At 64.0% G+C, this 13,215-nt stretch carries 10 protein-coding genes and 1 tRNA gene; 4 read left to right on the forward strand and 7 right to left on the reverse strand.

Translation table 11 applies throughout. The features are described from left to right. The first annotated feature begins 31 nt into the window (after nucleotides 1–31). Nucleotides 32–520: a peptidylprolyl isomerase gene (locus ACIPHN_RS16185; RefSeq protein WP_400437746.1), complete on the forward strand. Its 489-nt coding sequence runs from the start codon at nucleotides 32–34 to the stop codon at nucleotides 518–520. Nucleotides 521–541: 21 nt separating this feature from the next. Beyond that, nucleotides 542–1,324 carry a UDP-2,3-diacylglucosamine diphosphatase gene (locus ACIPHN_RS16190; protein ID WP_400437747.1) on the forward strand — a complete coding sequence of 261 codons (783 nt, stop codon included), beginning with the start codon at nucleotides 542–544 and terminating at the stop codon, nucleotides 1,322–1,324. A 51-nt stretch (nucleotides 1,325–1,375) separates the two neighbouring features. Here ACIPHN_RS16190 and cysE read toward each other — a convergent pair whose 3' ends face one another. From cysE to rnr, 3 genes are all read right to left on the reverse strand, one after another. Then, nucleotides 1,376–2,128, reverse strand: coding sequence for a serine O-acetyltransferase (gene cysE / locus ACIPHN_RS16195; protein WP_400437748.1), 753 nt, complete (start codon nucleotides 2,126–2,128; stop codon nucleotides 1,376–1,378). 115 nt (nucleotides 2,129–2,243) lie between these two features. Beyond that, the gene (gene rlmB / locus ACIPHN_RS16200; protein WP_013233865.1) at nucleotides 2,244–2,981 is read right to left on the reverse strand and encodes a 23S rRNA (guanosine(2251)-2'-O)-methyltransferase RlmB; all 738 of its coding nucleotides are present in this window, start codon (nucleotides 2,979–2,981) and stop codon (nucleotides 2,244–2,246) included. Between the two features lie 87 nt (nucleotides 2,982–3,068). Beyond that, complete coding sequence (gene rnr, locus ACIPHN_RS16205) at nucleotides 3,069–5,582, reverse strand: ribonuclease R (protein ID WP_400437749.1); 2,514 nt, start codon at nucleotides 5,580–5,582, stop codon at nucleotides 3,069–3,071. 220 nt (nucleotides 5,583–5,802) lie between these two features. Here rnr and ACIPHN_RS16210 point away from each other — a divergent pair. Further along, nucleotides 5,803–5,887, forward strand: a tRNA-Leu gene (locus tag ACIPHN_RS16210). A 311-nt stretch (nucleotides 5,888–6,198) separates the two neighbouring features. Here the strand turns inward: ACIPHN_RS16210 and ACIPHN_RS16215 are convergent. Next, nucleotides 6,199–7,740 carry a methyl-accepting chemotaxis protein gene (locus ACIPHN_RS16215; protein ID WP_400437750.1) on the reverse strand — a complete coding sequence of 514 codons (1,542 nt, stop codon included), beginning with the start codon at nucleotides 7,738–7,740 and terminating at the stop codon, nucleotides 6,199–6,201. Between the two features lie 234 nt (nucleotides 7,741–7,974). On the opposite strand from ACIPHN_RS16215, the gene ACIPHN_RS16220 reads away from it, so the two are divergent. Continuing rightward, nucleotides 7,975–9,477 carry a cryptochrome/photolyase family protein gene (locus ACIPHN_RS16220; RefSeq protein WP_400437751.1) on the forward strand — a complete coding sequence of 501 codons (1,503 nt, stop codon included), beginning with the start codon at nucleotides 7,975–7,977 and terminating at the stop codon, nucleotides 9,475–9,477. 80 nt (nucleotides 9,478–9,557) lie between these two features. On the opposite strand, the gene ACIPHN_RS16225 is transcribed toward ACIPHN_RS16220, so the two are convergent. From ACIPHN_RS16225 to pmbA, 3 genes are all read right to left on the reverse strand, one after another. Next, nucleotides 9,558–11,156, reverse strand: coding sequence for an MDR family MFS transporter (locus tag ACIPHN_RS16225; protein WP_400437752.1), 1,599 nt, complete (start codon nucleotides 11,154–11,156; stop codon nucleotides 9,558–9,560). A gap of 93 nt (nucleotides 11,157–11,249) precedes the next feature. Continuing rightward, nucleotides 11,250–11,741 (reverse strand): GNAT family N-acetyltransferase, encoded by a 492-nt coding sequence (locus ACIPHN_RS16230; protein ID WP_400437753.1) that lies wholly within the window; start codon nucleotides 11,739–11,741, stop codon nucleotides 11,250–11,252. 77 nt (nucleotides 11,742–11,818) lie between these two features. Beyond that, nucleotides 11,819–13,183, reverse strand: coding sequence for a metalloprotease PmbA (gene pmbA / locus ACIPHN_RS16235; protein ID WP_400437754.1), 1,365 nt, complete (start codon nucleotides 13,181–13,183; stop codon nucleotides 11,819–11,821). Between the last annotated feature and the right edge of the window lie 32 nt (nucleotides 13,184–13,215).

A 13,215-nucleotide genomic window follows, 5' to 3' on the forward strand; every position in this document is an offset into this window, starting at 1 on the left:
TTTATTTTTACCCTCACGCAAAGGATTCAACATGGCAGTTCTGCTCACCACCAACCACGGCAACATCCGAATCGAACTGGACGCGGAAAAGGCGCCGAAGACCGTTGAAAACTTCCTGGCCTACGTCAATGCCGGTCACTACAACGGCACCATCTTCCACCGCGTCATCGACGGTTTCATGATCCAGGGCGGCGGCTTCGAACCCGGCATGAAGCAGAAGGAAACCAACGAGCCCATCGAGAACGAAGCCAAGAACGGCCTGAAGAACGAGCCCTACACCCTGGCCATGGCCCGTACCGCCGCACCGCACTCGGCCTCGGCGCAGTTCTTCATCAACGTCAAGAACAACAGCTTCCTGGACTACCCGGGCCAGGACGGCTGGGGCTACTGCGTCTTCGGCAAGGTCGTCGAAGGCACTGAAGTGGTCGACAAGATCAAGGGTGTGAAGACCACCCGCGCCGGCATGTTCGCCGACGTGCCTACGGAAGACGTGGTGATCGAGAAGGCAGAAGTGGTCTAAGACCCGACCTGTCTCCCTATCATGACTGATTTCCAGTTCATGCAGAAAGCGCAACCGACGGTTGCGCTTTTTGTTTCCGACCTGCATCTGCAAGCCGCCCTGCCCCGCACCACGGCAGCCTTCCTGGCCTTCCTGCAGCACCACGCCACGCGCACGCAGCAGCTTTACCTGCTGGGCGACATCTTCGAATACTGGGCGGGTGACGACGACCTGGCCACGCCCTACAACCAGCACATCGCCGATGCGCTCAAGGCCTTGCAGGCCCAGGGTGTGCAAGTGTTCTGGATGGCCGGCAACCGCGACTTCCTGGTCGGCCAGGGCTTTGCGCAGGCAGCGGGCCTGACGCTGCTGCCCGATCCGCACGTCATCACCGCCGCCGGACGCACGCTGGCGCTGGCCCATGGCGACGCCCAATGCACGGATGACCAGGCCTACATGGCCTTCCGTGCCCAGGTGCGCCAGCCGGCCTACCAGCAGCAGTTCCTGGCGATGCCGCTGGCGCAGCGCAAGGCCATCATCGAAGGCATCCGCAAGAACAGCCAGGACGCCAACCAGAGCAAGGAAATGGCCATCATGGACGTCAACGCCGACGCCATCGCGGCCCTCTTCGCGCAGACCGGTACCGAGGTGCTGATCCACGGCCACACGCATCGCCCCGCCCTGCATCGCCTCGGCGATGGCAAGCTGCGCTATGTACTGCCGGATTGGGAATACGACGTGGAGGCGCCACGCGGCGGCTGGATCAGCCTCAGCGCCGATGGCGTACTGCGCCGTATGGACGCGAACGGCGACGAGATCGCCTGATCCCCTCGCCTGTCACCGCAGCCTGGCTTGCACAGGCTGCGACACCCCGCCTCAATCGACCAGGCGGTTCAATTGTGCGGCGTCGAAGTGCCCGGCTTCTTCCAGGCGTCGACAGCCTATCCCCGCTCCCTTCAAGGCTGCCAGCACGGCCTCCAGCTGCTGCTCCTGCGCGGCCACCTGGTTGATCAGGCCATGCAGGGCCTTGGACAGCGGATCATCGCCGTTGGGCATCACGCCATAGGCGGCAAACAGCCGCGCGGCGGCCTGGTCGCGCTCCTGCTGGCCGGCATTGCGCTCGACGATGCGCGCCGGATTGCCCACCGCCGTCGCACCGGCCGGCACTTCCTTGGTCACCACGGCATTGGACCCGACCTTGGCTCCATCCCCCACCGTAAAGCCACCCAACACCTTGGCTCCGGCGCCGATGATGACGCCGCGCCCCAGCGTGGGATGGCGCTTGGCCCCCTTGGACAACGACGTGCCACCCAGGGTCACGCCCTGGTAGATGGTGGAATCGTCACCGACGATGGCCGTCTCGCCGATGACCACGCCCATGCCGTGATCGATGAAGACACGGCGGCCGATGGTGGCGCCGGGATGGATCTCGATACCGGTGAGCGTGCGGCCCAGTTGCGAGATGAAACGGCCCAGCCACTTCAGGTCAGCATTCCAGCAGGTCTTGGCCCAGCGATGCAGGATCACCGCATGCAGGCCGGGATAACAGGTCAGCACCTCCCAGCTGTTACGTGCGGCGGGATCCCGCTCACGGATGCTGGCGATGTCTTCTCTGAGTCGGCTGAACATGATGATCTTCCTGGAACGTTGGAAAAACTGCAGGGCGAGGTTGCCCAATGAAACACCAAAAAAAAAATCGCCGGACATATAGTCCGGCGATGTTGTCATGCGGGGATGACCGGACTTACTTGGGCAAGCGCTGGCGTCGCGCCTCGTACAGACACACACCCGAGGCCACGGACACGTTGAGGCTCTCGACCGAACCGAACATGGGGATATTGACCAGCACGTCGCAGGTCTCGCGGGTCAGGCGACGCATGCCCTCGCCTTCGGAACCCATGACCAGCGCGGTCGGGCCGGTGAAGTCACCCTCATAGAGGCCCTTCTCGGCATCGTCGGAGGTACCGATGATCCACACGCCGCGCTCCTTCAGGTCGCGCATGGTGCGCGCCAGGTTGGTGACGGTGATGTAGGGCACGGTATCGGAGGCGCCGCTGGAGACCTTCATGGCGGTGGCGTTCAAGCCCACGGCACGATCCTTGGGAGCGATCACGGCATGCGCGCCGGCGCCATCGGCCACGCGCAGGCAGGCGCCCAGGTTATGCGGGTCGGTGATGCCATCGAGGATCAGCAGCAGCGGCGGACCGACCACGGCATCCAGCAATTCATCCAGGGTACGCGCCAGCGACAGCGCGGCGGCCTTGGCCACCACGCCCTGGTGACGGCGCGTGCCGACCATGGCCGCGAGGCGCTGGTCGTCGGCCTGGATGATGCGCACATTGGCTTCCTTGGCCGCGTGCAGCAAGTCCAGCATGCGGCGGTCGCGACGCTCGGCATCGACGTAGATCTCGTCCACCGAGGAAGCCTCGTGACGGATACGGGAGGTCACGGCATGGAAGCCGAAAATCATTTTGCTCTTCATAGATCCTGCTTGTTTCGTCTTGCTGTCAATCGTTCAAATCATTCTGGTACTCCCCACCACCACGTGGCCGGGGAGCACTGCATTGCTTCATCGCTTCTTCTTGCCGCCCTTGTTGAAGCCCTTGGCGGAGGCACGCTTGCGGTCGGCCTCGCCCGCACGGGCATGCGTCGCACCGGCACGGGCCTTGGCGCCGCCCTTGGGCTTGTCCGCTGCATTGGCCGGCTTGGGTGCGGCGGCCTTCTTGCCACGTGCGGCCGGCTGTCCAGCCGCGCCACCGGCACCGGCCTTGGCCGCGCCCGGCTTGCCGCGTGCGGCCGTCTCGGCGCGCTTGGCCTCGTTCTTGATCAGGGTGCGGATGCCTGGCTCGTTGACCAGCGACAGGTCGATCTTGCGCGCATCCAGGTCGACCCGGCTGACCTGGACGGTGACGCGGTCGGTCAGCTGGTAGCGGATGCCGGTGCGCTCGCCGCGCAGTTCGTGACGGGCTTCGTCGTACTGGAAGTAATCGGCGCCCAGCTCGGTGACGTGCACCAGGCCTTCGATGTACAGGGCATCGAGTTGCACGAAGATGCCGAAGGTGGCCACCCCGGCGATGGTGCCGGTGAATTCCTCACCCAGCTTGTCGCGGATGAAGTAGCACTTCAGCCAGGCCTCGACATCACGCGAGGCCTCGTCGGCACGGCGTTCGTTGGCCGAGCAGTGCAGGCCCAGGGCTTCCCAGATGGCCAGGCTGCTCTCGCCGCGCGGCTTCTTGCCGGCAGCCTTGTCGTTGGCGCGCTGCTGCGCCTGCGCCTTGCGGGCGGCCGGCGAGATCGAGGTATTCAGGGCGCTGCTGTCGATGCCCTTGGGCTCGTAGCGCTTGCCCTGCAGCACGGCCTTGATGGCACGGTGGGTCAGCAGGTCCGGATAACGACGGATCGGGCTGGTGAAGTGCGCGTAAGACTCGTAGGACAGGCCGAAGTGACCGATGTTGTCGGGGCTGTAGACCGCCTGCTGCATCGAGCGCAGCAGCATGGTCTGGATCAGCACCGCGTCCGGGCGCGCCTTGACCTTGGGCATCAGCTCGGCATAGTCGGACGCGCTGGGGGTGTCGCCACCGCCCAGCGTCAGGCCAACCTGCTTCAGGAAGGTGCGCAGCTGGGTCAGCTTTTCCTTGGTGGGGCCGGCGTGGATACGATAGAGCGCGGGATGGTCATGGCGCTTCAACAGGTCGGCGGCACAGACGTTGGCCGCCAGCATGCATTCCTCGATCAGGCGGTGCGCATCGTTGCGGGTGCGCGGCAGGATCTTCTCGATCTTGCCGGCGGCGTTGCAGACGATGTAGGTCTCGGTGGTCTCGAAGTCGATCGCGCCACGCGCCTGGCGTGACGTCAGCAGCGCCTGGAACACTTCGTAGAGGTGCGCCAGGTGCGGCACCAGGCCGATGCGGCGCGCCGCTTCCGGCCCCTTGGTATTGGCCAGGATGGAGGCGACTTCCGTATAGGTCAGGCGCGCAGCCGAGTGGATCACGGCCGGATAGAACTGGTAGGCCTTGATCTCGCCCTTGGCGGTGATGACGGCATCGCACACCAGGGTCAGGCGGTCCACGTCCGGGTTCAGCGAGCACAGGCCGTTGGAGAGTTTTTCCGGCAGCATCGGGATGACCCGGCGCGGGAAGTAGACCGAGGTGCTGCGCTCCAGCGCATCGACGTCCAGCGCATCGTTGGGCTTGACGTAGTGGCTGACGTCGGCAATCGCCACGATCAGGCGATAGCCCTTGGTACGGCCGATCTTGACCGGTTCGCAGTAGACCGCATCGTCGAAGTCGCGGGCATCTTCGCCATCGATGGTGACCATGGGCACGTCGCGCAGGTCGACACGGTCCTTGAGGTCAGCCGCCTTGACTTCGCTGGGCAGCTTGGCCGAGAGCTTCTTGGCCGCTTCCGAGAATTCGTGCGGGACACCGTACTTGCGCACGGCGATTTCGATTTCCATGCCGGGGTCGTCGATATCGCCCAGGATCTCGACGATCTTGCCCACCGGCTGGGTATAGCGCGAGGGATGCTCGGTCAGCTCCACGCTGACCACTTGCCCCGCCTTGGCCTTGCCCGGGGGGCCGGCCAGCAGCACGTCGTGGCCGATGCGCTTGTCTTCGGGGGCGACCACCCAGACGCCGTTCTCATTGAGGAGACGGCCGATCACGTGGGAGTTGGCGCGCTCCACCACTTCGACGATGGTGCCTTCCGGACGGCCGCGACGGTCGGTGCCGACGATGCGCGCCTGGACGCGGTCGCCGTGCATGACCTTCTGCATTTCCTTCTCGGGCAGGAACAGGTCAGCGCTGCCATCATCGGGCAGCAGGAAACCGAAACCATCGCGATGGCTGGACACCCGGCCCTCGATGAAATCGGGCGAGTGGGTCAGCTTGTAGTTACCGGCGCGATCGGGCTTGATCTGGCCGTCGCGTTCCATGGCATTGAGGCGGCGCGTCAGGCCATCCACTTCTTCAGGCTTGACGCCCAGCGCGACTGCCAGGGCGGCAGCGTTTTGCGCACCGGAGGACGTACGCAGGATGCCGAGGATCTCTTCCCGACTGGGAATGGAATAGGGAAATTGGCTCAAAAGTTTCGTTCGCGCAATTGTTGGAAAAACCCGGGCGAAGTTCGCCCAAGTTGATGGATCTGCCTAGTGTAACGGAGTTGCGGCCATTTACCTAACCGCAATACGGCCCCGGGATGCCGGGAAGATATCGAATCACAACGAAAAATGTGCATTCCGGGCACAAAAGGTGTTGACAGTTCCAATCCACGATATATAATCATGTTCTTCGCTTTACAGCGCAGCCCACGTGGCGGAATTGGTAGACGCGCATGGTTCAGGTCCATGTGCCGCGAGGTGTGGGGGTTCGAGTCCCTCCGTGGGCACCAAAACAAAAAAGGTCGATTGACGAAAGTCAGTCGGCCTTTTGCGTTTTTGGGCACACGAGCAAAGCGCCTGCGCGCTTTGCGGGAGGGACGAGAAAGTCTGGCCTTGCAAGGCCAGACGGGGTCGCGGGACGTGACCGAGTCCCTCAGTGCGCAGCAAACAAAAAAGGTCGATTGATGAAAATCAATCGGCCTTTTGCGTTTTCGGCGACGCTTTTAAGAAAGCCCGCAAGAAAACCATATCCCCGTTCGTACTGAGTAGCTGCGCCCCGCGCAGCGTATCGAAGGCGCTCCGACCGGAGCGCCTTCCCTGCCTATCCGCGCAAACGGAACACGCTGACCGTCTCGCTCAATCCCGCCGCCTGCTCCTGCATCTGCCGCGCCGCCGCAGCAGCCTGCTCCACCAGCGCCGCATTCTGCTGGGTCGCTTCATCCATCAGGCTGATGGCCTGATTGACCTGCTCGATGCCATCGCTCTGCTCCTGGCTGGCCGAACTGATCTCGGCCACGATGTCGGTCACCCGGCGTACGCTGGCCACCACTTCTTCCATCGTGGCACCGGCCTGCTCCACCAGCCTGCTGCCGGCATCGACCTTGTCCACCGAGTCGCCGATCAACTCCTTGATTTCCTTGGCCGCGCCGGCCGAGCGCTGGGCCAGCGTGCGCACTTCGGACGCAACCACCGCAAAGCCGCGCCCCTGCTCGCCGGCACGCGCCGCTTCCACGGCCGCATTCAGGGCCAGGATATTGGTCTGGAAGGCGATGCTGTCGATGACGGCGATGATGTCCACGATCTTGCGCGAGGAATCATTGATGGAACCCATCGTCGAGACCACCTGCGACACCACCGAACCACCCTGCACCGCCACCTCGGAGGCCGAAACCGCCAGCTGGTTGGCCTGGCGGGCGTTGTCGGCGTTCTGCTTCACGGTGGAAGTCAGCTCCTCCATGGCCGAGGCGGTTTCTTCCAGCGAACTGGCTTGCTGCTCGGTGCGGTTGGAGAGATCCAGGTTGCCCTGGGCGATTTCGCTGGAGGCCGTGGCGATGGTATCTGTACCCACGCGCACGCGGCTGACGATGCCCATCAGGTTGTCGTTCATCTCCTTGAGCGCACGCATCAACTGCCCGGTCTCATCGGTGCTGCGCACCTCGATGTGACTATCCAGCTGACCCTTGGCCACCCGACCGGCCACATCCACGGCCTTGTGCAACGGCGCGATGATGGAACGGGTAATCCCCACGGCCAGTGCTACGCCGACCAGGATGGCAATGCTGCCCAGGGCGATCATCATGATGCGCGCGGCACGAAACAGGCCGTCGATCTCCACGGTCAAGGCCTGGATGCGTTCGCTCTGCGCGCTGGCCAGTTTCTCGATGGCCGCCAGGTAGACCTGGCTGGATGGCAGCAGCTGCTCCTCGACGATCTTGCGGGCGGCCTCCTCGTTGCCGGCATCCTTCTCCTTGAAGACCTGGTTGTTGGCGGCAATCACCACCTTGCGACGCTCATTGATCTCGTTGAGCGCAGCGCGACCGGCATCGTCGTTGAACAACTCCTCCAGGCGCTTGACGTACTCGTTGTTCTTGCTGATGGTCGAGACCACCAGGTCCTTGTAGTACTTCTGCTGCACGGGGTCGGCATTCTTGGCCGCCGCCACGATACGGCCAACGTTGAGCTCGATGGACTTGTAGAAGGTATTGACCAGCCTCTCCTTGACCAGCGCATCGTTGACCATGGTGTCGTTAAGCTTGCCGACCGCCTGCAGGCGCCATACGCCGATACCCGTCGTCAGCGCCATGAGTACCAGGATCACTGCAAAACCCAGCCCCAGCCGGGTACCTATCTTCATGTTCTTCATGTCCGTCCCATCTCTCGTTGTGTGGAGCCACACCGGATAAGGTGCGACCGTCCCTCCATGATGCATCCTTGTAAGGATGGGTCATTATCGGTCAGCACCCACGCCACTTGAGATGAGAGCGGTCAAACAAGCAGAAATCTTTTATCATCCTCCCATTTGCTACCAATCAGTAGCCACCGTAGACGGCAGGAATGTCGTCCCTACGACAATCACACCCTCTTCGACACGATCGCAATGCCCCAATTCGACAAGTCCCTGGTCTGGTTTCGCCGCGACCTGCGCCACACCGATCACGCCGCTCTCTACTACGCACTCAAACAGAGCCGGCAGGTCTGGTGTGTGTTCGTCTTCGATACCGACATCCTCGACGCACTCAAGGAGGATGGCGTGCAGCAGGACCGGCGCATCGACTTCCTGCTGGCCAGCGTGGCCGAGCTCGATGCGGCCTTGCGCGAGGCTGGCGGCGGCCTGATCGTGCTGCATGGTGCGGCCGCGCAACTGGTGCCGCAACTGGCGGCGGAACTGGCGGCGCAAGCCGTCTTCACCAATGCCGACTATGAGCCAACCGCCATCGAGCGCGACCAGTCGGTGGCAACCCGCCTGCACCGGCAAGGCGCGCAGCTGCTGTCCTACAAGGACCAGGTGATCTTCGAGAAGGATGAAGTGCTGACCCAGTCGGCCCGCCCCTTCTCGGTCTTCACGCCCTACAAGAATGCCTGGATGGCCAAGCTGGCCGCGGCCGGCGGCGACTTCTACCTCAAGCCCTATCCGGTCGAGAAATACTTCGCCGCCCTGGCCAGGCCGCCGGGCAAGGCACACCACGCACTGCCCACACATACACAACTGGGTTTCGTCCCCAGCAATCTGCTGGCACTGAAGATCCCTACCGGCATGTCCGGCGCCGAGGCGCTGCTGGAGGATTTCATGGGACGCATCGGCGCCTACGGCACGGCACGCGACTTCCCGGCGGTGAAGGGGCCCTCCTACCTGTCGGTGCATCTGCGCTTCGGCACGCTCTCGATCCGCACCCTGGCACGCGCGGCGATGCAGGCCATGCATACCGGCCAGGGCGCGGCAGGTGCGGCGGTGTGGCTGTCGGAGCTGACCTGGCGCGATTTCTATTTCATGATCCTGCACCATCACCCGCGCGTGACCACGCAATCGTTCAAGCCCGAATACGATGCCATCCGCTGGGAACAAGGCCCGCATGCCGAGGAACTGTTTGCGGCCTGGTGCGAGGGCCGCACCGGTTACCCGCTGGTGGATGCGGCCATGGCCCAGATCAACCAGAGCGGCTACATGCACAACCGCCTGCGCATGGTGGTGGCCAGCTTCCTCACCAAGGACCTGGGCATCGACTGGCGCTGGGGCGAGAAGTATTTTGCCATCCACCTGAACGACTTCGACCTGGCGGCCAACAACGGCGGCTGGCAATGGGCGTCTTCCTCGGGCTGCGATGCCCAGCCCTACTTCCGCATCTTCAACCCGGTCACACAGTCAGAGAAATTCGATCCCGACGGCAAGTTCATCCGCCGTTACCTGCCAGAGCTGGCCAAACTTTCCGACAAGCGCATCCATGCGCCCTGGACCGCCACGCCCGATGAACGCATGAGCGCCGGCGTAACGCTGGGCCAGCACTATCCCCGCCCCATCGTCGACCATGCCCAGGCGCGCGCGCAGACACTGGAGCGCTATGCGGTGGTCAAGAAGGTCGAGAAAGCCGGCGAGGCGGAATAGGCATATCGGAACAGGCCGTCTGCGCACGAAAAAAAACCGGACTGCACGCAGTCCGGTTTTGCATGAAGCAGGGCAATCGCTTATTCCGACATGACGGGCTCGACCTTGGCATCCTGGTCGAAGCGGATAGGCGGCACCCGGCGCACCATCCACAAGCCCACCAGCGAGGCCACGACGGCAATGGCGATACCCATGTGGATGGCGCCGACCAGCGCATCGCGGGCCGCATCCAGCAAGGCCGAACCATCGTGACCGGCCTGCAGCAGGCGGGCCAGCAGCACCGACTGGATGTCGTGGTTGACCAGCACTTCGGGATCGCTGAATTCCTTGAGCCACTGGGCGGCATGGTCGCCCTCCAGCGCCTTCTGCACGCCAGCGCCATACATCTGGCTGACCAGCGTACCGGTGATGGCGGTGCCTAGCATCCCGCCGATCATGCGCAGCGATTGCAACAGCGCCGTGGCGATCCCCAGGTGCTCACGGCTGGCGGCCTGCTGGGCAAACACCGTCAGGTTGGGCAGGATCAGGCCCAGGCCGAAGCCGCCGGCCAGCATCACCGCCAGCATGAAGCCGTTGCCGGTGCCCCGGTCGCACAGCACCACGCCCAGGCAGGACGCCGCCACCAGCGCGTACCCCACGCTCATCATCAGGTTGGGATTGGGGATGCGGGTGATGATGCGGCCATTGACGATACTGGCCACGGTAATACAGGCCACCAGCGGCGTGATCAAGAGGCCGGCGTCCCGCGGGCTCATGCCAAAGCCGCCCTGGAACAGCAGCGGCGCATACATCAGCATCGAGAACATGGCAAAGCCGGCCAGCACCGACAAGGCGAACAGGCTGGCCAGTGCGCGGTCGCGCATCATCTCGAAGGGCAGGATGGGCTGGGCAGCGCGCTGCTCCCACTTCCACAAGGCATAGAAGGCCACCACCGACACCACCAGCAAGGCCAGCATGCCCCCGGTGATGCCGCGCTTGGGCAGCAGCTCCACCAGCAATTGCAGGCTGCCCAGGGCCAGCGAGATCAGCAGCGCACCGGGCCAGTCCAGGCGCATCTTGCCGGCATGCTGGATATGACGGATATGCGGCACGAAGCGCCAGACGAAGAACAGCGAAATCACGCCGATGGGCAGATTGCAGTAGAACACCCAGCGCCAGCCCAGCCCCTGGGTCAGGAAGCCGCCCAGCGAGGGACCCACGGCGGTAGCGATGCCGAAGGCCGCCGAGAGGATGATCTGCCAGCGCAGGCGCACGCGCGGATCGGGGAACAGGTCGGCCACGGAGGCGAAACAGGTCCCCACCAGCATGCCCCCGCCGATGCCCTGCAAGCCACGCGCCAGCACCAGGAACAGCATGCTGTTGGCCATGCCGCACAGGGCCGAGGCGCCGACGAAGACGACGATGGAAGCGATCACGAAAGGCTTGCGACCGAAGTAGTCGCCCAGTCGCCCGAAGATGGGCACCGTGATCACCGAGGTCAGCAGGTAGGAGGTGGCGACCCAGGCATAGAGATCGAAACCCTTGAGTTCGGCCACGATGGTGGGCAAGGCGGTACCGACGATGGTCTGGTCCAGGGCCACCAGCATGATGACGAAGCAGATGCCCAGGGTGGCCAGCAGGGATTCGCGGAACGGCAGGACTTGGCCGCTGGAATGGGCGGCGTCGGTGTGGAGGGCCATGTTGCGGGGGGATAGGATCCGGAAAGTAGCGCTAGCGCCAAACCCTCATTCTAGCAACGCCGGGCAATTGCTGCCGGACAAGTCCGCATCGGCCTAGAGCAGCAACTCGAAGCGCTGTTCGTTGAGCTTGATCCCCCAATGCGAGCCGATGCGTTCTTCGGTCATCACGAAACCGTGGTGCTGGCACAAGGCATTGGCCGCCTGCAGGCCGGCGAAGCTCCACAGGAAGACGGAGGGAAAATCCTGCTCGGCGGCAAAGCGCAGCGCCTCGCCCAGCAAGGCATCACCGACGCCGCGCCCGCGCAGTTTTTCGGAAGCGATGAACCAGCGCAGTTCGGCCCCCTGCTCGCGGCCGTGCTGGCCATCCAGCGTCAGGGACCCTTCGACACGGCCATGCACGGTGGCCGTCCAGAAACCGTCCCGGCTATCGTCGTAGCGACTCATGAAGGCCGACATCTCGGTGGCCACGCGCGCCTCGGAGTAGACCCCGAAACTCCAGTTCTCGGTGTAGTAGGCTGCGTGCAACTCTGCCACGCGCCCGATGGCGCCAGGCAGGTAGCCGCGCCGGATGTGGATGTCGTCCATGGCTTGCCCCCCGAACGGGCCGGCGGCATCAGCCAGGCGGCACCGCCGGCAGCTCGCCGGTGGTACCGGATCCTGGCTCAGTCGCCGGCGATGGTCATGCTTTCCAGCAGGATGGAGCCGGTCTCCTTGGTGCCGCGGATCAGGGTATCGTTGCCGATGGCGACGATCTGGCGCAGCATGTCCTTCATGTTACCCGCAATGGTGATCTCTTCCACCGGATACTGGATCACGCCATTCTCGACCCAGTAGCCCGAGGCGCCGCGCGAATAGTCGCCGGTGACGTAGTTCACGCCCTGCCCCATCAGCTCGGTCACCAGCAGGCCGGTGCCCATCTTCTTCAGCATGCCCTTGAAGGTATCGGCCTTGGTGGTGAGATCCGAACGCAGCGTCAGGTTGTGCGAACCGCCGGAGTTGCCGGTGGTCTGCATGCCCAGCTTGCGCGCCGAATAGGTGGACAGGAAGTAGCCCTGCACCACGCCATCCCTGACCACTTCGCGCTGGACGGTACGCACGCCTTCCTCGTCGAAGGGGGCCGAGCCGACACCGCCGACCACATGCGGGTCTTCCGTGATCTGGATGTGCTCCGGGAAGACCGGCTGGCCCAGCGAATCCAGCAGGAAGGTCGACTTGCGGTACAGCGCGCCGCCCGACACCGCCTGCACGAAGGCGCCCAGCAAGCCCGCCGCCAGTGGCGCCTCGAACAGCACCGGGCACTTGCGGGTGGTCAGCTTGCGCGCATTCAGGCGCGCCAGCGCGCGCTCGGCGGCATAGCGGCCGATGGCTTCGGGCTTGGCCAGCTGCTTGGGATCGCGCTTGGACGAATACCAGTCGTCGCGCTGCATGCCGGCGCCCTTGCCGGCGATGGGCGCCACCGAGATGGTGTGGCGCGAGAACGGGTAACCGCCCATGAAGCCGCGCGAATTGGCCGAGACGAAATGCGAGTGTTGCACGTAGACGCCAGCGCCTTCGCTGTTGCTGATGCGGGGATCGGTCTCCAGCGCGGCACGTTCGCAGCGTTGGGCCAGCGCCACAGCTTCCCCGGCGGAAATATTCCACGGCGAAAACAGTTTCAGGTCGCGCGGCGCCATTTCCAGCATGTCGGCGTCGGGCAGGCCGGCGCAGTCATCGATGGCGGTGAAGCGGGCGATGTTGTAGGCCGCCTCCACGGTTTCCTTCAGGGCCTGCTGCGAGAAATCCGAGGTGCTGGCATTGCCGCGCCGCACCTGGCGGCCTTCTCCGAGGAACACCGTCACGCCGATGCCCTTGTCCTTGTTCTGCTCGATGGTCTCGATCTGGCCGCGTCTCACCCCGACGGACAGGCCACTGCCTTCGCTGATATCGACGGCCGCATCCGAGGCGCCCTTCTCCTTGGCATAACGCAGGACATCCTGCGCCAACTGCTTCAACTGGTCCTGACTGTGCGTGAATGGGGTATCGCTCATGAGCCTGTTTTCTCTGAAATGCGGGTAAAACG

The sequence above is a fragment of the Herbaspirillum sp. NPDC087042 genome (assembly GCF_044745245.1).
Taxonomy (GTDB): Bacteria; Pseudomonadota; Gammaproteobacteria; order Burkholderiales; family Burkholderiaceae_D; genus Herbaspirillum.

What these genes read in the sequence shown, in the direction of transcription:
- ACIPHN_RS16185 (WP_400437746.1), top strand. Translation starts at nt 32, where the DNA reads ATGGCAGTTCTGCTCACCACCAACCACGGCAACATCCGAATCGAACTG.
- ACIPHN_RS16190 (WP_400437747.1), top strand. Translation starts at nt 542, where the DNA reads ATGACTGATTTCCAGTTCATGCAGAAAGCGCAACCGACGGTTGCGCTT.
- cysE (WP_400437748.1), bottom strand. Translation starts at nt 2,128, where the DNA reads ATGTTCAGCCGACTCAGAGAAGACATCGCCAGCATCCGTGAGCGGGAT.
- rlmB (WP_013233865.1), bottom strand. Translation starts at nt 2,981, where the DNA reads ATGAAGAGCAAAATGATTTTCGGCTTCCATGCCGTGACCTCCCGTATC.
- ACIPHN_RS16215 (WP_400437750.1), bottom strand. Translation starts at nt 7,740, where the DNA reads ATGAAGAACATGAAGATAGGTACCCGGCTGGGGCTGGGTTTTGCAGTG.
- ACIPHN_RS16220 (WP_400437751.1), top strand. Translation starts at nt 7,975, where the DNA reads ATGCCCCAATTCGACAAGTCCCTGGTCTGGTTTCGCCGCGACCTGCGC.
- ACIPHN_RS16225 (WP_400437752.1), bottom strand. Translation starts at nt 11,156, where the DNA reads ATGGCCCTCCACACCGACGCCGCCCATTCCAGCGGCCAAGTCCTGCCG.
- ACIPHN_RS16230 (WP_400437753.1), bottom strand. Translation starts at nt 11,741, where the DNA reads ATGGACGACATCCACATCCGGCGCGGCTACCTGCCTGGCGCCATCGGG.
- pmbA (WP_400437754.1), bottom strand. Translation starts at nt 13,183, where the DNA reads ATGAGCGATACCCCATTCACGCACAGTCAGGACCAGTTGAAGCAGTTG.